The sequence below is a fragment of the Sinorhizobium sp. KGO-5 genome (genome assembly GCF_036245905.1).
Lineage (GTDB): Bacteria > Pseudomonadota > Alphaproteobacteria > Rhizobiales > Rhizobiaceae > Sinorhizobium > Sinorhizobium meliloti_A.
The window spans coordinates 449,721-468,876 of sequence record NZ_BDIZ01000003.1 but is presented as its reverse complement, the minus strand read 5'-3'; the positions used below and the strand labels follow the sequence as shown (position 1 = coordinate 468,876).

The 19,156-nt window shown below is 61.5% G+C and carries 20 protein-coding genes and 1 tRNA gene; 5 read left to right on the top strand and 16 right to left on the bottom strand.

Features of this window, described 5'->3' with window-relative positions; genetic code table 11:
* Positions 1-9: 9 nt before the first annotated feature.
* From BHD07_RS16200 to BHD07_RS16185, 4 genes are all read right to left on the bottom strand, one after another.
* Complete coding sequence (locus BHD07_RS16200) at positions 10-939, bottom strand: LysR family transcriptional regulator (protein WP_275599290.1); 930 nt, start codon at positions 937-939, stop codon at positions 10-12.
* A gap of 176 nt (positions 940-1,115) precedes the next feature.
* Positions 1,116-1,934, bottom strand: a complete 819-nt coding sequence (ku, locus tag BHD07_RS16195) for a non-homologous end joining protein Ku (protein WP_275599289.1) — start codon at positions 1,932-1,934, stop codon at positions 1,116-1,118.
* Positions 1,935-2,054: 120 nt separating this feature from the next.
* Entirely contained in the window at positions 2,055-2,939 is an 885-nt protein-coding gene (gene ku, locus BHD07_RS16190; RefSeq protein ID WP_338281614.1) for a non-homologous end joining protein Ku, read from the bottom strand.
* Positions 2,940-3,109: 170 nt separating this feature from the next.
* Entirely contained in the window at positions 3,110-3,763 is a 654-nt protein-coding gene (locus tag BHD07_RS16185; RefSeq protein WP_100671585.1) for a hydrolase, read from the bottom strand.
* 155 nt (positions 3,764-3,918) lie between these two features.
* On the opposite strand from BHD07_RS16185, the gene BHD07_RS16180 reads away from it, so the two are divergent.
* Both BHD07_RS16180 and BHD07_RS16175 read left to right on the top strand, forming a co-directional pair.
* Positions 3,919-4,812: a LysR family transcriptional regulator gene (locus tag BHD07_RS16180; RefSeq protein ID WP_275600145.1), complete on the top strand. Its 894-nt coding sequence runs from the start codon at positions 3,919-3,921 to the stop codon at positions 4,810-4,812.
* 587 nt (positions 4,813-5,399) lie between these two features.
* Complete coding sequence (locus BHD07_RS16175) at positions 5,400-5,681, top strand: hypothetical protein (RefSeq protein WP_275599287.1); 282 nt, start codon at positions 5,400-5,402, stop codon at positions 5,679-5,681.
* Positions 5,682-5,771: 90 nt separating this feature from the next.
* On the opposite strand, the gene BHD07_RS16170 is transcribed toward BHD07_RS16175, so the two are convergent.
* The 7 genes from BHD07_RS16170 to xylF form a co-directional block, all read right to left on the bottom strand.
* The gene (locus BHD07_RS16170; protein ID WP_275599286.1) at positions 5,772-5,999 is read right to left on the bottom strand and encodes a hypothetical protein; all 228 of its coding nucleotides are present in this window, start codon (positions 5,997-5,999) and stop codon (positions 5,772-5,774) included.
* A gap of 294 nt (positions 6,000-6,293) precedes the next feature.
* Positions 6,294-6,515, bottom strand: a complete 222-nt coding sequence (locus BHD07_RS16165; protein WP_275599285.1) for a hypothetical protein — start codon at positions 6,513-6,515, stop codon at positions 6,294-6,296.
* 10 nt (positions 6,516-6,525) lie between these two features.
* On the bottom strand, positions 6,526-7,044 hold the full coding sequence (locus BHD07_RS16160) for a hypothetical protein (protein ID WP_275599284.1): 519 nt from the start codon (positions 7,042-7,044) through the stop codon (positions 6,526-6,528).
* A 347-nt stretch (positions 7,045-7,391) separates the two neighbouring features.
* Positions 7,392-7,468: transfer RNA gene (locus tag BHD07_RS16155), tRNA-Arg, on the bottom strand.
* A gap of 181 nt (positions 7,469-7,649) precedes the next feature.
* A complete protein-coding gene (locus tag BHD07_RS16150) occupies positions 7,650-8,435 on the bottom strand; it encodes an ATP-binding cassette domain-containing protein (protein ID WP_338281608.1) in 786 nt (261 codons plus the stop codon).
* 14 nt (positions 8,436-8,449) lie between these two features.
* Positions 8,450-9,811 carry a sugar ABC transporter permease gene (locus BHD07_RS16145; protein WP_080636707.1) on the bottom strand — a complete coding sequence of 454 codons (1,362 nt, stop codon included), beginning with the start codon at positions 9,809-9,811 and terminating at the stop codon, positions 8,450-8,452.
* 115 nt (positions 9,812-9,926) lie between these two features.
* Positions 9,927-10,964 (bottom strand): D-xylose ABC transporter substrate-binding protein, encoded by a 1,038-nt coding sequence (xylF, locus tag BHD07_RS16140; RefSeq protein WP_100670065.1) that lies wholly within the window; start codon positions 10,962-10,964, stop codon positions 9,927-9,929.
* 385 nt (positions 10,965-11,349) lie between these two features.
* On the opposite strand from xylF, the gene BHD07_RS16135 reads away from it, so the two are divergent.
* Positions 11,350-12,561, top strand: coding sequence for an ROK family transcriptional regulator (locus BHD07_RS16135; RefSeq protein WP_338281605.1), 1,212 nt, complete (start codon positions 11,350-11,352; stop codon positions 12,559-12,561).
* 119 nt (positions 12,562-12,680) lie between these two features.
* The gene (locus BHD07_RS16130) at positions 12,681-15,044 is read left to right on the top strand and encodes a bifunctional diguanylate cyclase/phosphodiesterase (RefSeq protein WP_338281603.1); all 2,364 of its coding nucleotides are present in this window, start codon (positions 12,681-12,683) and stop codon (positions 15,042-15,044) included.
* A gap of 65 nt (positions 15,045-15,109) precedes the next feature.
* On the opposite strand, the gene iolG is transcribed toward BHD07_RS16130, so the two are convergent.
* The 3 genes from iolG to BHD07_RS16115 form a co-directional block, all read right to left on the bottom strand.
* The gene (iolG, locus tag BHD07_RS16125; protein ID WP_338281602.1) at positions 15,110-16,102 is read right to left on the bottom strand and encodes an inositol 2-dehydrogenase; all 993 of its coding nucleotides are present in this window, start codon (positions 16,100-16,102) and stop codon (positions 15,110-15,112) included.
* 277 nt (positions 16,103-16,379) lie between these two features.
* Entirely contained in the window at positions 16,380-16,787 is a 408-nt protein-coding gene (locus BHD07_RS16120) for a type II toxin-antitoxin system VapC family toxin (protein WP_338281600.1), read from the bottom strand.
* Entirely contained in the window at positions 16,787-17,041 is a 255-nt protein-coding gene (locus BHD07_RS16115; protein ID WP_018098297.1) for a type II toxin-antitoxin system Phd/YefM family antitoxin, read from the bottom strand. Before BHD07_RS16115 ends, BHD07_RS16120 begins: the two co-directional genes overlap by 1 nt.
* A 213-nt stretch (positions 17,042-17,254) precedes the next feature.
* Between BHD07_RS16115 and BHD07_RS16110 the strand changes: the two genes are divergently transcribed.
* On the top strand, positions 17,255-17,497 hold the full coding sequence (locus tag BHD07_RS16110; RefSeq protein ID WP_338281597.1) for a hypothetical protein: 243 nt from the start codon (positions 17,255-17,257) through the stop codon (positions 17,495-17,497).
* A 3-nt stretch (positions 17,498-17,500) separates the two neighbouring features.
* Here the strand turns inward: BHD07_RS16110 and BHD07_RS16105 are convergent, their stop codons facing one another.
* Positions 17,501-17,953 carry a hypothetical protein gene (locus BHD07_RS16105; RefSeq protein ID WP_338281595.1) on the bottom strand — a complete coding sequence of 151 codons (453 nt, stop codon included), beginning with the start codon at positions 17,951-17,953 and terminating at the stop codon, positions 17,501-17,503.
* A 64-nt stretch (positions 17,954-18,017) separates the two neighbouring features.
* Positions 18,018-18,998: a LysR family transcriptional regulator gene (locus BHD07_RS16100; RefSeq protein WP_100670719.1), complete on the bottom strand. Its 981-nt coding sequence runs from the start codon at positions 18,996-18,998 to the stop codon at positions 18,018-18,020.
* Positions 18,999-19,156 lie beyond the last annotated feature (158 nt).

The window sequence follows — 19,156 nt, the reverse complement described above, 5'->3', positions numbered from 1 at the left end:
AGAAGTGCTCTAAATGTCGGAAAGTCCGGCTTCCTCGATGTCAGCGGCTCCGAGTATCACGAACTGGTTCAGCAGCCACGCCGCGGCCGGTCCCGGCGGGGTATCCCGGCGCCAGATGCCGCCGAACCGGTAGATGCCACCCCTGTGATCCGGCATGGAAAGCCGGAGCAACGCGCCGCTTGCCAGATCGGGTCGTATGAGTGGAAGAGGCATGTTTCCCCAGCCGATTCCCTCGCGCAGCAGCGCATGCTTCACGCCAAGATCCGCCAGCCGCCATGTACGCGGGCTGTGCACGAAAAAGTCCCGGCCTGCGGTAAAGGGGGAACGGTCCGTCAGCACAAGTTGGACATGATCGCGGGCATCGCCCGGTGCTATCCGCTCCATGCGCCCGAGCGGGTGATGGGGTGCCGCCACCGGGACCATTGATACGGAGCCTGCCGCGATGCACTCCACGCCTCGAACGCCGGTCGCCAAGGGACCGGAAATGCCGATCATCGCCTTGTGGTCCAGTACTGCCGCAGTCACCCCTCCCAGCGCCTCGACATGCAGTCGGAGCGATACCGTCGGAAAGGCTTCGGCGAAGGCTCGCAGCACCTTTCCCAGCCGCTCCGTCGGCAGCATCACGTCGACGGCCATATCCACTTCTGCTTCCAGGCCGTCATGCAGCGCCTTGACCTTGGCGCGCAGGCCCTCGATGCCCTCGGCGAGGCCGCGCGCTTCGGCGAGCACTGCGCGCCCCGCGGCCGTGAGTTGCGGTTTGCGCGTGCCCTTGCGCTCGAACAGCTCAAGGCCAAGCTGCGCTTCGAGATTGGCCACCCCGTAGGTTATGACCGAGACTGCACGGTTGAGCTTGCGCGCGGCCCCAGCAAAGCTTCCGCTATCGACTACCGCCAGAAAGACGCGGAGCTGCTCGAAGGTCGGAGTTCCTGGATTCGACACTTTCCAACTTTCTGGAACAATACGAAGAAAACCATTCAATTATACCCACCATATCGGCAAGGCTACACTTGCGATAGCCGCCGCACGGATGCCGCGACCGACCCGGCGATATTGGATGAACCGATGTTGCCACCCTCGGGGTACCCGGATCGCTCCGGAAACGCATGCCGCTCGCCTCAAGACTTCTTGCCACCGGGTTTCTTTTTCTCGAGGCTTCCCTTGAGCGCCGCCATGAGGTCGATGACGTTCCCGGCATGGACCGGCTCTCCCTCCTTGCCTTTCGGCTTGGCTACCTTCTTGGCCGACTTCCGCTTGCTTTCTATGATTTCGAGCAGCTTTTCCTGAACGGGATCGCTGACCATATCCGGGTTCCATGGCTTGCTGCGTTCTTCGATCAGCGAGGTGACGAGGCTCATCAGCTTCGGATCGTCATCCCCATCGCCAATATCGGCGAAATAAGTCTCCGGCTTGCGCACCTCGTCGCCATAGCGAAGGGTCCACACGACGATGCCTTTGCCGCACGGTTCCAGCATCACGGCGCGTTCGCGGCGGCCGATCACGAGCCGTGAAATGCCGGCGACCTTCTCGGCTACCATGGCGTCGCGGATGACGCTGAAAGCTTCGTGGCCGACCTCGTCCGAGGGCGTAAGGTAGTGAGGCTTCTCCAGCCAGATCCATTCTATCGCCTCGCGCGGAACGAACTTCTCGATGTCGATCGTCCTGGCGCTTTCGAGCGCGACGCTCTCAAGTTCTTCGTCCTCGATCACTAGGAAGTCGTTTTCGCCGCGCTCGTAACCTTTCACCTCGTCGTCTTCGTCGACCTCTTTGCCGGTCACCGCATCGACGTACCGGGAGACGACACGGTTGTTGGACTTGCGGTTGAGCGTGTGGAAGCGGACCTTTTCGGACTCGCTGGTCGCCGGCATCATCGAAACGGGGCAGGTGACGAGCGAGAGTTTCAGGTAGCCTTTCCAATATGGACGCGGGGGCGCCATCGTTCACCTCCCTGGATCATGATGTTTTTAGGTCGGTTCGACCTGAAAACATGTACGTGACCGGTTCCAACAGTAGAGCGGGATGCGGGCAAAAAATCGCAATACTTTCCTCATCCCGCTCTAGCTTGCGCGGCGGCGCTGGGCGGGCGCGCTCTTTGCAGCCGTTTTCGCCTTGGTCTTTGCCGCGCTTTCCTTGCTCGCGCGCTTCTTCGATGCCGCCGGCGGCTTTTTCATCCCGGCGCTCTGGCGGAGCGCCTCAAGCAGATCATTGGCTTTCGAGACCTTCGGCGGCGCGCGTTTCGGCAGCGACTTGCCTTCGAGCTTGGCCTTGATCAGTTCGGCGAGCGCAGCCTCGTAGCGATCGTCAAATTCTTCGGTCGAAAAGGTGCCCTTCTTCATGCCGATGATGTGCTTTGCAAGGTCGAGCATCTCGCCCTCGATCTTGATGTCCGGAATCTCCTTGAAGGCCTCCTTGGCGCTCCGAACCTCGTAGTCGAAGTTCAGGGTCGTCGCGATCAGTCCCTTGTCATGCGGTCGAAGCAGAACGGTGCGCATGCGGCGGAAAAGGACCGTTTGGGCGATCGCGGCGACCTTCTTCTTGCGCATGCCTTCCCGAAGCAAGGCGAATGCGTCGGTGCCCATCTTGTCGGGTGTCAGATAATAGGGCTTGTCGAAATAGACCTTGTCGACGTCGTCGCAGGTAATGAATGCCTGGACCCGCAACGTCTTGTCGCTCTCCGGAACGGCGGAGGCGACTTCCTCCGGCTCGAGCACCACATATCGCTCGTCGCCGATCTCGTAGCCCTTGACCTGATCTTCCTTTTCCACCGGCTTGCCGGAGACACTGTCGACGAACTCGCGCCGTACCCGGTTTCCGGTTTCGCGGTTGACCGTGTGGAAGGCGATCCGGTCGGAGGTCGACGTGGCGGTGTACAGCGCCACCGGCGCAGTGACTTCACCAAATCGGAGATAGCCCTTCCATTGGGCTCGTGCCGAGACTGCCATGGCTAACTCCCTGTATATCCGGGGAGTCAACCGAATCGCATTCCGCTTTGTTCCGGTACGGGGCAAATCTCTCTGAAGATTTACGCAGCCCAGCAGAATGGGGATGACGAGGCTCGACAAACGATCGGCTCACAAGGCGCCGGTCAAGATTCTCGTCATCCCCGCTCGGATCAGCCCGCGTCCCGTGGTACCGGCGTGTTGAGCAGTTGCTGCTCCCACAGGAAGGCGATGCCGCTGCCGGCGGCATGCTGCACGAGCACCTCCGAAAGCTCGGCGGCATGCTCCGTGCGGGCCCAGTCGCGCTGCCATTCCGCAGCCACCGACAGCCACGTCATCATGTTCGCGCCAGCCATGATCATGCGCTGGATGGCGACCTCATGGGCCTCGACCGAAGTGCCGCCGGACGCATCGGTGACGACCGTCACGTCCCAACCTTCGCCGAGCGCCTGGATCGTCGGCATCGCAACGCATATTTCGGTCCACAGGCCCGCGATGATGAGCTGCTTGCGTCCGGTGGCCTTGACCGCGTCCACGACCTTCTCATCCTCCCAGGTGTTGATGAACGTCCGATCGATCACTTCTTGGCCGGGAAACACGTCAGTGATCTGGGGGAAGATGCGGCCGCCCCGATCAGCGATCACGCTCGTCAGAATCGTGGGCACGGCGAAGGCCTTGGCGGCCTTCGCCAGAGCCGCCGCATTGTTGACCACCATCTGCGGTTCGTGGCTGTTCACGTTTGTGAGCTGATAGGGCTGGTGGTCGATCAGAACGAGGACCGAGTCTTCGGGACGAAGAAGCGAATCAAGGCCGTTACGAGGGGTCATCAAGACTTCCTTTCTCTGCCGCTATGGACGGCAACGGGTTTCACGGGAGACATGCGCCAGCGGGCGACGTTGCCTGGACTCAATTTGCTGTTCCTTTTGGTGGTGCGATAGTGCCATAGTCAGACAAGCTGTGTCGCGAAACGAGGAACGCCGGATTGGATATCGAGGATCTGCAGACATTCGTCGCAGTGGCCGATGCCGGGGGCGTATCGGCTGCCGCGCGCCGGCTCGGCGTCTCCAAATCGATCGTCAGTCGGCGGCTCATTCGGATTGAAGCGGAGCTTGGGGTCCAGCTTCTTGCACGAACGACCCGCGGCGCCGCGCTTACAGAAGCGGGAGTGACGTTCAGAGACCATGCGGCCCGAGCCAGCGCCGAGATCGATGCGGCCAGGGAAACGATCCTCCCTACCGGTGAGTTGCGTGGCCGCCTGAGGGTTGCCATGCCGCTTTCTTTCGGCCCGACCCACTTCGCCCCCGTGCTTGCGGAAATGGCGCAACAACACCCGCAGCTGCACATCCATACCTCCTACAGCGATCGCTTCGTCGATCTCATCTCCGAAGGTTTCGATTGCGCGATCCGGGTTGGTTACCTTCAGGACTCCAACCTCATCGCGAAGCGCGTCGGACCGATCTATGGAAAGCTTGTCGCAAGCCCGGCCTATATCGAAGCGCACGGTTCACCTGAGACGCCTGAGCAACTGGTCAACCATCAGGCCCTCATGCAGGGAACGGAAACCTGGCAGTTCATGGATGGCAGCAGGGTTGTCACGGTTCAGCCGCAGGGCAGGTTCAAGGCCGACAACGCTACGGCGCTTGCCGCTGCCGCGGCGGCAGGACTCGGCATCGCCTGGCTCCCCGATTGCATCACACACCAGTATGTGGCCTCCGGCGCGCTCGTCCCGGTCATGAGGCGCTACCCCCCACCTTCGGCAGGCGCGTATGTCGTCCGGCCCCCGGGTCAGCACCCCGCCCGGAAAGTCCGTGTCCTCGTAGAAATGCTGATCGAGTACTTCGCACGAAATCCGGACGTTTGGGGCCTCGACCGTTAGAACACGAACGGGGCGAGGCCCTCCGTGCATGGTTCCCAGTTATTTCTGGCGTCGATAGACCTCAGCTGACTGCCCTTAGTGGCGAGATCCACCGCGTTTCTTCCAAGTACAACCGCCCCCCATCGTGCCGCGATCACGGATGGTTCAAGGCTGAGTCGGCGGACGGTCTGCTTCGTCGATTTGTCGGAGCGGGTAGCGCGGAAGGCTGCCGCTCATTTTCGGGGCGTGCCCAGAGCAAGTTTAGAGGTCACTATCCCAGTTCTCCAAACCGTCTGGCGCCAGTCCGATCGTCGACGAGACAAGAGATCACATAGGCATCATCCACAACGTTGGACGTCGTCGCTTGCCAAACGCCATCGTTGCCACGAACAAGGACCGCCGCTCGCTGTGGTCTTGCATAGGTAACTGCCGGAATAGTCCGCACCGACTTTTGCTTGTGCATTCGCCGCGGTAGCGAGCGCAATCCATAGCCAAACCACGAGACGGTTCATTCTTTCCCCAACCCGGTTTGTAGGATTCGACAATTTCAAACCTCGAGGATTGGACTATACCTGCGCGGGTGATTCTTGAAAGGGAGTATCCCAAAGATGGAAACAGCCACTCTGTACGCGTACCAGATTTCTCCGGGCAATGACGATTTACTCTATTTCACAGAGACGCTTGAACAATGCCAAGCTGCCGCTTTGGAGCAACGTCGCGACTTCATTGAGAATGATCCCGACGAAGGCGAACTTGCTGCGATGGCAGTATATCGGTGCGAGATGAAAATGCCCGATCAGCAAACGCTACTTCGTGTTCTTAATGACGAAACCACTCTCGTCGAAGCTTGCGTCGTGGAACGGAAGCTGGTCGCGCTAGTCACGGACTAGACAAAAACCCCGGTCGTCGGGTGCCGGGGTTTCGTCTTAAGCGGGTTCAAGCGCCTCATGGCTGCCCTTCAAGAGCTTCGCCAAGGGACTTCAATCAGCCAACAGTGCCAAATCATCGTTTAGCTGGTCTTGCAGCTGCTTTCGCTTTCTCCCGTGGATCAACGCTGCTTCGACGAATCCCTTGCTTTTGAGTAGCTTAATAAGCCGCTTCTGCTGCGCCAGAAATTCGGTTCGCGCCTTCTTATTCGTGGGTAATGTTTTGTAGTTGTATCCTTGCAATTCTGCATATTCCTCAATGGGAATATGCCGTTCTTTCATGCTGTAGGGTAGGGCGACATTAAGCCGCTTTATTTCGCTTCGGGCATATTTGGTTGTCGGTTAGGGGTTTGATTCTTCACGTGCTTCTGTTTCTTCTCTGCAAGGGCAAGCGCCTTCTTCAATGCCTTGTGCTTGTTAGGCATGTCGAATCCGTCGCCGTATCGCATGCTCTTCCCGGTGAATGGTGGCCCAGCAGAGAATTCTTCATCGTGTCCACGCATCCGGAGTTGCGCAGAAGGTCCGCCATGCGGTGGCGGAATGAGTAGGTGGTTGCCCCCGGTGCCACAGGCTTGATTAGCTTGTTTGCCGCCGCTGAAAGAGCTTCAGCACCACCGGGACGGGCATACCGGGGAAAGCCTTGGCGTATTTCTTGGCGGCTTCAAGCGCCTTTCCGAGCAACGGCAAATCTCGGTGTCTGGATTTTCCGGTCTTCACAAATTTACGGTGTTTGTTTGGTCCGATAGTGATGAACGGATGGTCCACACCATCTATGTGGAAGTCGGATTCCGTGAGCAAGCAAATTTCTTCATGCTTGCCCCGGTGCATTCGGAAATCGCAAGGATCGCGACCAACTGGTCATTGGCGTCCGACTCTGCCAGCTTGTCATTGAACGCGAGGACTTCAGCTTCGGTGAACGAGCGGCGCTTACCGGTCTCGACAGCACCATTGCTTTCAATCTTCGCATCTTCGACGGATTGGTTTTGGTGGGGTAGTGCGAGCGAAAAACCTTGCGGACGAACATGTTGATGAACTGAAGCTTCTTCTGTGCCGTCTCAAGCTCGATTTCTTCGTTTGCAACGCGGTTTGTGAGATTTGCGGCGAACTCGAATGCTTGCTTGGGAACCATCTGGACGACATCGATTTCACCCATGATGGCGACGAAATCGGTAGCCGCTGCCTTGTATCGGTTCACTCTCTTGTCGCGTGCCCGCTTGTCCAAGCCAAGGAACTTGTCCCCGGACAGATCAACGTAGATGTCAAACAGTTGGAGCATGTCGAGCGCGGGGCGGTTCGATGGCACCGCCGATAGCTGCAATTTCGGCAATGTCGGGTTTCTTGATCGTCTCCAAGATCTCAATGCCCCGGCTCATCATTGCAGGGTAATCCCGCACCGATGCCGCTTCGATAGTGATGCTGATGAAATGAGATGCGTATGCCGACTACGCACCCGCGGAGTGAGGTATTTTGAAAAGCGGAGATATACTTGGAATTTGAAACTGAAATCAAATTCTCTATTCTTGCAGAAACGCAATGGTGGAATGTTTTTCCAAGGCGCTGCCGTTTCGCCGCTTTTGAAGGGGCAAAAACGTAGCAAACGACAGGCGGAAAAGGTAGCAAAATGCCAGTTAAAGGGCGAAACGCATTGATTTTATTGGATTTTTCCTATGGAAATGGCGCACCCGACAGGATTCGAACCTGTGACCTTTGGAATCGGAATCCAACACTCTATCCAGCTGAGCTACGGGTGCATCCGTTTGGCGGCAGGGCCGCCGAAGCAGGCTGTGAGCGGTTCTTAGCCTAGCTTGCGCGCCGCTTCAATGGTGATTGACGGGGTTTGCAGCGGAAATTTGCGTTTGGTGCCTGGGGGAGGCGGCTTTTGCGAAGAAAATGCCGCGCCCGTCGACGCGGCATTGGCGGGTTTGTACCGCCTCACGCCATCTGCATGGCGCCGGGGCCGGGGGTGGCCTTGGGGGGTACCTTGCCCATGATGATCATGCCGAGCACCTCGTCCTTGGTCACGTCCTCGGTGCGGGCGTGGCCGACGACCTGGCCGTTCTTCATGACGGAGACGCGATCGGCGAGGTCGAAGACGTCGTGGATGTCGTGGCTGATCAGGAAGATGCCGATGCCCTCGCGCTTCAATTGCTTGATGAGCTCGCCGACCTGCGCGGTTTCCTGCGGCCCGAGTGCCGCGGTCGGCTCGTCCATGATCAGGATGCGGGCGTCGAAGAGGATGGCGCGGGCGATCGCCACCGATTGCCGCTGGCCGCCGGAGAGCGCCTTCACCGGTTCCTTGAAGCGCTGGAAGTTGGGGTTGAGCCGGCCCATCACTTCGCGGGCCTTGGCTTCCATCGCCACGTCGTCGAGCGTGCCCCAGGGGGTGCGCAGTTCGCGGCCGAGATAGAGATTGGCGGCAGCGTCGACGTTGTCGGCGACGGCGAGCGTCTGGTAGATCGTCTCGATGCCGTATTTCTTGGCGTCGCGCGGATTGTTGATCTCGGCCGGTTCGCCGTTGATCAGGATCTCGCCGGCATCGCGCTTGTAGGCGCCGGAGAGAATCTTGATGAGCGTCGACTTGCCGGCGCCGTTATGGCCGAGGAGGGCGACCACCTCGCCCGGATAGAGGTCGACGGAGGCATCGTCCACCGCATGGATGCCGCCGAAGGAGATGGAAATGTTCTTCATTTCCACGAGCGGAGTGCGTTGTTCAGTCATGTTCGAACTCCTGATTATTTTGCGCGGGCGCGGTAGACGGTGTCGAGCCAGACGGCGGTGACGAGCACGACGCCGACGACGATGCGCTGGAAGGGCGTATCGATTCCCAGAAGGACCATGCCCGACTGCAGGGATTGCATGACGAGCGCGCCGATCATCGCGCCGGCGATGGTGCCGACGCCGCCGGCGAGCGAGGTCCCGCCGATGACGGCGGCAGCGATCGTGTAGAGCTCGTCGAGTTCGCCCTGGGCATTGGTCGCGGCGTTGAGGCGCGCCGTCGAGATGGCCGCCGCAATGGCGCAGAGCACGCCCATCAGCGTGAAGATCTTGACGGTGACCCAGCGCGTCTTGATGCCGGCGAGCTCGGCCGCTTCGGGGTTGCCGCCGAGCGCGAAGACGTAGCGGCCGAAACGCAGGCGGGTGGCGATGAAGGTCATGACGATACCGACGACGATCGCCACCAAAACGGGAATGGCGATGCCGTGCGAGATCTGCAGGCCGCCGTCCGGCCAGGCGATGCCGTTCGCATCGGCATATCTGCGGGCGATATTCACCGGCCAGTAATAATGGTTGGCCACGGCAACGGCGCCAAGCACCAGAGCGCAGCCGAGGATTGCCAGGAAATACTCGGCCCAGACGGGGCGCAGCGGGAAGCCGAAGCGCTTGCGCTGCTTGCGCGAATTCAAAATGGCGCCGACGATGGCGATACAGGCGAGAAAGCCGACGATCCAGCTGGCCGTCGCGCCAATGGAGCCCTCGGTGCCGCCACCCATGAGACGGAAGGTGGCGTCCATCGGGGCAACCGTCTGGCCGCTTGTCACGAACCAGGTGGCGCCGCGCCAGACCAGCAGGCCGCCGAGCGTCACGATGAAGGCGGGAACGTTGAGGAAGGCGACGATCGATCCGTGAAGCGCGCCGATGGCGCCGCCGACCGCGATGCCGCAGGCAAGGGTGATCGCCCAGATGGCGGGATGGCCGAGCCCGAGATATTGCGGCAGGACCTGCGCCTGCAGGACGCCCATGATCATGCCGCAGAAGCCGAGCACGGAGCCGACCGAGAGGTCGATGTTGCGGGTGACGATGACCAGCACCATGCCGGTCGCCATGACGGCGACGGACGAGGTCTGGACGGTCAGGTTCCACAGGTTGCGCGGCTTGAGGAACAGGCCGTCGAACAGTCCGCCGGTCATCACCTGGAAACCGAGCCATATGATGACCAACGCGCCGACCATGCCGAGCAGCCGGGTATCGATTTCGGTGGCACGGAAGAAGCGTTTCACCGGGTTTTCGTCCGTCGTGCGGGCGCGGCCGGCCTGCGTGCCCGGTATCTGATCGGCCCCTGTCTGGTTGGCTTTTGTGATGTCGGCCATGGCCATGCCATCCCCCACTTATCTGTCGATGTCGTTCGGTCCGCTTCGCACCTTGCAAGAGCGCCGCAACGGTGTGCGTTGCGGCGCTCTTGAAGACCAGAGATCGGCCATGTCGTTGCGGTTATTTGCAGGCAGCAACGTCGCTCTTGGCGCCCTGGCAGGCTTCTTCCTTGGAAATCCAGCCGGCGTCGATGACGACGTTCAGATTGTCCTTGGTGATCGCCAGCGGCGCGAGAAAGACGGACTTCATGGCGACGCCCTTCGGCCCGCCGTTGAAGGTCTGTACGCCTTCGACTTCGTCCATGGTTTTGCCGCCGGCAAGCGCCACGGCGATTTCGGCTGCCTTCTTGCCGAGCTCACGGGAGTCCTTCCAGACCGAAACCGTCTGTGTGCCGAGCGCTACGCGGTTCAGCGCAGCCTTGTCGGCATCCTGGCCGGAAACCGGAACCGAGCCGGCAAGGCCTTGGGCGTCGAGTGCCGCGATCGCGCCGCCGGCAGTGCCGTCGTTGGAGGCCACGACCGCGTCGACCTTGTTGTCGTTGGCGGTCAGGAACTGCTCCATGTTCTTCTGGGCGTTCTCCGGCTTCCAGCCGTCGGTATAGGCTTCGCCGACATTTTTGATCTTGCCCGCGTCGATCGCCTCCTTCAGGACTTCCAGCTGCCCGGAGAAGAGGAAATCGGCATTCGGGTCGGCGGAGGAGCCTTTGATGAAGACGAAGTTGCCTTCCGGCTTCTGCTTGAATACCTCACGCGCCTGCAGGCGGCCGACTTCCTTGTTGTCGAAGGTGATGTAGAAGGCGTCGGGATTTTCGATCAGGCGATCATAGCCGACGACCGGAATTCCCTCGGCGGCTGCCTTCTCGATCGCCGGGCCGATTGCGTCGGAGTCCTGCGCAAGCACGATGAGCGCGTTGGCGCCCTGGGCGATCAGCGACTCGATGTCGGTGAGCTGCTTGGCGGCGGAAGACTGCGCGTCGGCCGAGATATATTTGTCGCCGGAAGCTTCGAGCGCGGCCTTGATGGCTGCCTCGTCGGTCTTCCAGCGCTCTTCCTGGAAATTGGACCAGGAAACGCCGATGACCAGATCCTTGGCGATCGCCGCGGAATGCATGGACGTTATGATGGCAGCCCCTGCCAACAGCTTCAAAATGGATTTCATCCTATCCTCCCAAATGGCCCGGCTGCGCGCACGAACCTCCCGCACGCATCCCCGACGAGCCTCCAGATGCTGTCGCTATCGCGTCGCCGCGTTTTTTCTCGACAGTCGAGAAAATAAATGTCAGAGTTTCCGCAAGCTGTCAACAAGGCCGCCGCAGCGTGTGAATCATTGCCGCAGCAGCTTGAAATCACTGCGTAAATGACAAATGCGCCTTGTCCTGTAGGCCGCCAAATGCTTTGGGAAGGGCATGTCTTCGAGGGACCCGCTACCGCTGATGCATGTTCCGATTGATCGCACAGGTTCAGGGATTGAACATGCGGCACCCTGAAGAGCGACAGCGCCCTTTGAGCGCCTCGTCCGGCGCGCGGCGCTGCAAGGGTAAACGATGCTGACCAAATCCAGCACCGAGCTTGTGCGTCAGCAGAACAGCGCCCTCGTTCTCTCGGCGCTCCGCCGTAAAGGATCACTCTCCCACACGGAGATTGCGGCACAGACGGGTCTTGCCTCGGCGACGATCTCCGTCATCACCGCTGAGTTGGAGCGGTCCGGGATCATCGCCAAGACCGAGCAGCACGTCCAGATCGGCCGCGGCCGCCCGCGGGTTCTCTTCGAGCCGAGACGCGGCTGCGGCTACGTGATCGTCGTGCGCATTTCCTCCGACGTCGTGCAATATTCGCTTGCGGACTATGGCGGCATCCTGCTCGACCGTTTCGAGGATCCGCGCAGCCACGACCTCCGCGGCACCGCCGTTTTCGGGGAGGTTCTGACAGCAGCGCTCGAACGCCTGCTCGTCCGCTCGAATATCTCGAAGGACGAGGTGCTTGCCATTTCGATCAGCAGCAAGGGGCTCGTGGCCGTCGACGGCGCGCGGCTCATCTGGTCGCCGGTTTTCGGCAGCGAGCAACTCGACTTCGTGGAACTGCTCCGGCCCGCCTGGCGCGCGCGGATCATGCTCAGCAACGAGTCGTTGCTGGTGGCGCACGCCCTCGCGGTAAGGGAAGAGGAAAGCGAGAGCGGCTTCCATGCGCTTGCGGCCGTTTCGCTCGGCCACAGCATCGGCCTCGGGCTTGCCAGAAGGGGCAGGTCCGGCGAGCTCGATGTCTCGGCGCCGAATTTCGGTCATATGCTGCATCTGCCGTCCGCGGGGCTTTGCCGCTGCGGCAGCTATGGCTGCATCGAGGCGGCAGCGGGCTTCTACGGGATACTGCGCACGGCTTTCGAGGTGCCCTCCGACACCATACCGGCGAAGTTCGTTCCGCCTTCGGAGATGGACAAGATCGCCGCGAGCGCGCGCCAGGGGAACCGGATGGCCGGCTATGCCTTCCGCCAGGCCGGCTTGGCGCTCGGCAACGGCATTTCACGGATGCTCAGTCTCTATGAGCCGATGCCGATCTTCGTGACGGGGCCGGGCACGCGCTATTTCGATCTTCTGGAGAAGGGACTGGAGGAGGGCCTCGCGCAATCACTGCAGGTCCGCCTGCAGGGCATGCCGCAGATAAGGGTGGTCCCGGACGAGCAGCGGCTCGTTTTCGACGGTCATATCGATCGGGCGCTCGGCGCGATCGACGGCGACATTGCAGCAGCAGGACATCCGTGAGGCGGCGGGTCTGCCGGGTCGACACCGCAGAGTTCCGGCAGACGCGAGTGCTGTGCAGTCTTCAATTTACGGTTATTTAGAGTCTCGTTGCCAAGCTGTCTTCGGCGTGGGGGACGGCGATGTTTTCAGTGATTGCATGCATACGCGATGATCATGACTGGCGCCTGATCGTGGTGGCGACGGTCGTCTGTCTGGCCGGCAACATCGCGACGATGCTGCTTCTCGAGCGCGCCCGGCGCAGCGCAGGCAGTCAGCGGCGCCTCTGGATTGCAGTCTGCGCCTTTGCCTGCGGCATCGGCGTATGGTCGACGCATTTCATCGCGATGCTCGCCTATGACGGGGGGATCCCCATCGCCTATGGGGCCAAAGGCACGAGCTTTTCCATCGCGGTCGCGATCGCGGCGTCCTGGGTTGCCTTCTCGGTCGGCCTGGCCGGAGGCTCGCGCCATGCTCCGGCCGTGGGCGGTTTGCTGCTCGGGCTCGGAATCGCCGCCATGCACGTGACCGGCATGCGTGCCATAGAGGTGCAGGGACGGGTCGCCTTCGATCCGGAAACGAGTTTCGCCGCCGTTCTTCTCGGCACGTCGATCGCCGCGCTCGCCTTGCATTCGTTCCAGGCGCTGCGCGGCGTGCGCGGGCTCGCCGCATCCATCCTGCTTCTGGTGGTGGCGATATGCGTCCTGCACTTCACGTCGATGAGCGGCGTCGTCCTGATCCCCGACCCGAGCGTCGCGGCAACGGACGTCTTCGATCCGTTCTGGCTCGCGGGGGGTGTCATCGCCGCATCAACCACGCTCATTCTCATGGCCTTCGGCGCTCTCTTCGTCGACAGGCACCTGACGGACCTCAAGGGGCTCGCCAATGCCTCGCTGGAGGGCATGGTGATCCTTCGCGGCGGCGAGGTCATCGAAGTTAACGAACGATTCGTCACTCTCTGTGGTCGAAAGCCCGCCGAGCTCATCGGCAGGCAACGGCGGGAGCTGTTCGCCGAAGCGCCCGGAAGACGCAGCCCGCACGACCTTGGCGCCGGAGAGGGGGCAAGCGAGGGAGAGCTCCTTCACGCGGACGGCGGATACGTGCCCGTCGAAAGGGTCTGCCGAACGATCGAATACAAGGGCCGGCAAAGCGACGTGATCTTCGTGCGGGATCTGACGGCGCGCAAGGATGCCGAACGGACGATCGAACACCTCGCTCACCACGATGCGTTGACGGATCTTTCCAATCGAAGCTCCTTTGACCACCGCCTGAAACAGGCCCTGGCCGCCGCCGTCCACCACAAGGAAGCGCTGGCGGTCCTGTGTCTCGACCTCAATCGCTTCAAGGCCGTGAACGACATTTTCGGCCACGGGGAAGGCGACCGTATCCTCAGGAAGGTGGCCGATATCCTCCGGGCGGCGGCAGGAGAGGCCGACACGATCGCGCGACTGGGCGGCGACGAGTTCGCCATCGTCCAGAGCGGAGCGGCGCAGCCGGAAGCCGCGCGACTCTTGGCGGACCGTATCCTCAAGCTCTTTTCGGAAGAGATGGATACGCGGCGCGATCCGATGGCGGTGGGGGTCAGCATCGGCGTAGCGATCTGTCCGGGCGACGGCACCACCGCGGAGCGGCTCTACGGCAATGCCGATACAGCGCTTTATCGGGCGAAGCAGACCGGCAAGGGCATCGCCTGCTTCTTCGACGCCGAAATGGACGAAGCCGTGCGCACGCGCCGGCAAATCGAGAACGATTTGAGGCATGCGGTCGTCAGGCGGCAGCTCTTCCTCGAATATCAGCCGCTTGTCGATGTGCGGGATGACCGGATCGTCGGTTACGAGGCGCTGTTGCGCTGGCGCCATCCCGATCGCGGTCTCGTCGGCCCGAATGTGTTCATTCCGATTGCCGAAGAGAGCGGCTCGATCATTCAGATCGGCGAATGGGTGCTGGAAGAGGCCTGCATGGAGGCGGTGCGCTGGCACCAGCGGCTGCCGGTCTCGGTCAATGTCTCACCGGTGCAATTCCTCCTCCCGAACCTTTTCGACCGGATCGAATCCATTCTGCTGCGGACGGGGCTGGAGCCGAGGCGGCTCGAACTGGAAATCACCGAAGCCGCGCTGATGCATAACCGCGACGACGTCCTCGCAACTCTCGTCCGGCTGCGCCTCCTTGGCGTCAGGATCGTGATGGACGACTTCGGCACCGGGCACTCCTCGCTCAGCAATCTCCAGACGTTTCCATTCGACAAGCTCAAGATCGACTGCAGCTTCACCGCCTCGCTCGACAAGGACCCGGCGGCCCATGCCATAATCCGCGCGATCATCGCGCTCGGCCACAGCCTCAACCTTCCGGTCGTCACCGAAGGCGTCGAAACGGAGCGGCAGAGACAGATCATCGTCGACGAGGGTTGCCCGCATATCCAGGGTTTTCTGACCGGCCGACCCGGGCTGGCACCGAGTGTGGACGCGGCCTCATCATCCTCCACGGTGCCGCATCGGATGGGAGCCTGAAGCGCGATGAGACGAAAAAAGGCCGGGCACTGCCCGGCCTGTCTTTTCAATAGGGCGGCAGGTCGTCAGGCTATGCTGATCTGGCGCTTTTCCTCAACGGAGCGGACCGCCGCATCGGCGAGCGCCAGCGCGGCAAGGCCGTCCTTGCCCGACGGGGCGATCTCGGCGCCTTCTTCTATTGCGGCGATGAAGCTTTCGATCTCGTTGGCGTAGGCTTCCGTGTAGCGCGTCATGAAGAAATCGTGCAGCGGCGGGCGCGTGTAGCCTTCGCCGGTCGCGATCTCGATCGAAACGGGGCGCTGGTTTTCAGCAGCGACGGCGCCCTTGGAGCCGTGAACCTCGATACGCTGGTCGTAACCATAGGTGGCGCGGCGCGAGTTCGAGATGATCGCCTGCTTGCCGGATGCCGTCTGCAGGATGACCGAGACGCTGTCATAGTCGCCGGCTTCGCCGATCGCCTTGTCGACGAGCACGGCCGCAGTCGCGGTGACGGAAACGGGCTCCTCGCCCAGCAGGAAACGCGCCATGTCGAAATCATGGATCGTCATGTCCCGGAAGATCCCGCCCGAACGCTTGATGTAGTCGACCGGCGGCGCACCGGGATCGCGCGAGGTGATCGTCACCATCTCGACCTCGCCGATGCGCCCGTCGTCGATCGCCCTGCGTACGGCCATGAAATGCGGGTCGAAACGACGGTTGAAGCCGACCATCAGCTTGGCCTTGGTCTCGGATACGACCTTCAGGCAGCCCCTGACGCGCTCGACGTCGAGATCGATCGGCTTCTCGCAGAAGATTGCCTTGCCGGCACGGGCGAAGCGCTCGATCAGATCGGCATGGGTATCCGTCGGCGTGCAGATCACCACGGCGTCGATGTCGCCGGCGGCTTCGATCGCATCGATCGTCCGGACTTCGCAGCCATAGGCGCCGGCGATCGCTTCCGCGGCGGCCGGAAAGGCATCCGCCACCGCGACGAGGCGGGCATCGGCATTGCCGCTGACGGCTTTCGCATGAACCTTGCCGATACGCCCGGCGCCCAGAAGACCAAATCTCACTGTCATCACTGTCGTCCTTGAATTCCGGTGCGCGACCGGGTTGGCACACGATGATTGACGCTCATCGCGCAAAGGCGTCGCGGGCCATCCGCGGAGGAACTGGAATGAAACGGCCAATTATTGCCTATGCGGAATATTTATTCCAATCGGCTTGGCGTCGTCAAGTGTCAACCGCGGTCGGTTCACCGGTCCGGCCCCAAGTCCTCACCCCGGGCCTGATCGAGCGAAAGAGGCGCGGCCGGGAGAAACCGGCTTCTGACGGTTGCGGGCGGCCCCGAGCCGCTCACGCCGGTGTCTCCCAAGGATTGATCACTGACGCGCCCGTGTCTTCAAAATCCCTGACGTTGCGCGTGACGAGGATCAGATCGTGGACGATCGCGGTCGCGGCGAGGAGCCCGTCAATATCGCCACGCGACCGAATCGTGGCGATGCGGCCCCATTCGACGGCGATCTGGTCGGTCACCGGAAGGATGCGGTCGCCATGGTCGTGGCGCAGCTTGCGCAGCCATTCGGTGAGGTGAGCGGCAGCCTTCGGATCCGACTTTTGTTTCAGTGCGATGCCGCGCATGATCTCGCCAAGGGTCAGTGCACTCAGATGGATGCTGAGCGGATCGACGGAACGCAACCAGGACAGCGCCTGCGGCGTGCCGCGTCGCGCCTCCGAAACGATGTTGGTGTCAACCAGATACATCAGAAGGCCACGCCGCGACTCGGCGTTTTGGCGCGCGCTTCGATGGCATCGGCGAGCTCATCGTCCCAAGGGGGACCGCCAAGCAGATCGTCGACCAGGGTCGGCCGGCCGGCGCGCAGAGCGTCATAGTCGCGGGCGGACAGCACCACGGCCGTGCGCTCGCCACGCAGCGTGACGATCTGCGGCCCTTCGTTGCGCGCCTTCTGCACCACTTTCGAGAAGTGGTTCTTCGCGTCCTGCAGCTGCCAATCCATTATTTTGCTCCAACCTAGCTAGCCTGTCTAGCTTATAAGCCTGTTTGCCAACGATTTGAAGTGCCGCTCTGTTGCGAGCAGCGGAAATGCGGAAACCGTCCGCTTCGTTCTGCGCCGCGAACGGCAGACCTCTGCGCGCTTTTGCTGCATTTGCTCTCATTGCGGAAATGTGCAGTAGATGAATTCGATATAAAGTCTCCCAGAGGAACCAGGATGATCAAATTCATCGATCCGGATCACCCCTTCTATCGTCCCTTGTGGATCCGGCTGCTGATCATCATGTTCTGCGCCGTGTGGACGGCGGTGGAATTCTACGGCGGGCAGGTGATGTGGGGGACGATCTTTATGGTCGTGACCGCCTATGCGGGCGCGTCCCTTCTCCTCTTTTACCGGCCGAAGGAGGAGAGCCAGAGCAAAGGCGAAGCCGCCGGCGACACCACCGACGGAACGAACTGACGCTTATCCAGTCACCTTCCGCCCTTCGATCCGCCTCAAAGCCTCGTCGATGAGCATGTTAGCAAGCTTCATGCGCAAGGTCGCATTGAGCCGCGCTTCCACCGGCAGCCTGTCGGGATGATTCGCCGCGGCGAAACGCCTCCGCTTGGCGGCGAGCGTCAGCGCCGTTTCCGTTTCGCCCAGCGAGAGCTCGGAGGCGACCTCCGCAAGGCCTGTGCGCTTCAGATGATCGGGCATGGAGAACGGTTCGGATCGTTCCTCCGCCGCCACTGCGCGATAGGCCTGCTCCACCGCGCTGCGGGATGCCCAGGTGTGGGTCGCGTTTTCGGCAACGAAGCCCAGCGCCGCGCCGATGGCGGTGCCCCGCCATCCGTCGCTGGCCTCGTCCGACAGCCCGTCGTCCTGCTCGGCCTTGAGGCGCTCGAGCACCGAGTGGAATACCGACATGCCGAACATCAAGTCTCTCCGGGCAGGCACTGAGTTGGCCGGAGCTTGCGATATCAAGATTATGCGGACCTGATCACGCCCTGCTCTGCTTCAGGATCAGATCGTAAAGCAGCTTTGCGCTCGGGGGGAGGGCCCGGCCTTCGGCGGTGATCAGCCCATAGGGTTTGATGCGGATCGCAAATTCGGTCGGCAAAATCCGGATCTCGCCGGCTTCCGTGCCGTTGCCCGCGACCAGCCTGGCGACGTCGAGCGCAACGGGAGCGATCGCATTGGTGTTCCGCACGATCGACAGCGTCAGGATGGTCGATGAAGTATTGATGACCGTAGCCGGAAGCCGGACGCCGGCGGAAGCGAAACTGTCTTCGACCGCGCGTCGAAGCAGTGTACCGGGCGGCTGGAACACCCAGTCGTAGCCCGGGAGGTCGTGGGCGCTGGCTGACGCCTTGTCCAACAGCGGGTGGCCCTCCCGGACGATGAGGCAGACCTCCTCGAAACCGATTTCGACCAGGTTGAACAGCCGCGGATTGAGGTCGTCGGGGATCCGCCCGACGATGAAATCGTGCCGCGCCGCCAGAAGCTCCCGCGTCAGCACGTTGCTGTTGTCGATCTGAACGTTGATCTCGATGCCCGGATAGGCGGTCGACACCTGGCGGATCGCCGGCACTGCGAGATTGAGCCCCGGGCCGGTGACCGATCCGAGCGAAACCGACCCGCCGCTGCCGGTCTTCAGCTCGTTGATCTCGCGCGCAGCCTCGCGCAACTCGAGGAAGATGGTGCGGGCCCGGCGTGCCAGGGCCTCGCCGTAGCGGGTCAGTTCGACGCCGCGCGCCACGCGCTCGCATATCGGCGCCTTCACGATCGCTTCGATCTCCGCGAGCATGCGTGAGGCTGCCGGCTGCGAAATCCCAAGCGAGTCGGCCGCGGCGCTGATGCGCCGATGGTCGTCGATCGCCAGGATGAGCCGCAAGTGGTTGATCTTCAAGCCGGAGCGGAAAAGCCCCGTCTCCAGCAGTTCTCCGGTAAGCCCGGCTGCATTCTGCCTGCCATCGAGCATCGCATTGGGTTCCGTTTTCAAGAGTTTCAAAAATCACACTCTTTTAAAGCGATATATCAATTTTGGTATGCATGCAAAGCGATATTGTATTTGACAGTTATGGCAATTGATTCCAGTTTCCCAGCATATGCGCCAGCGCATGCGGGAGTATGATAAGA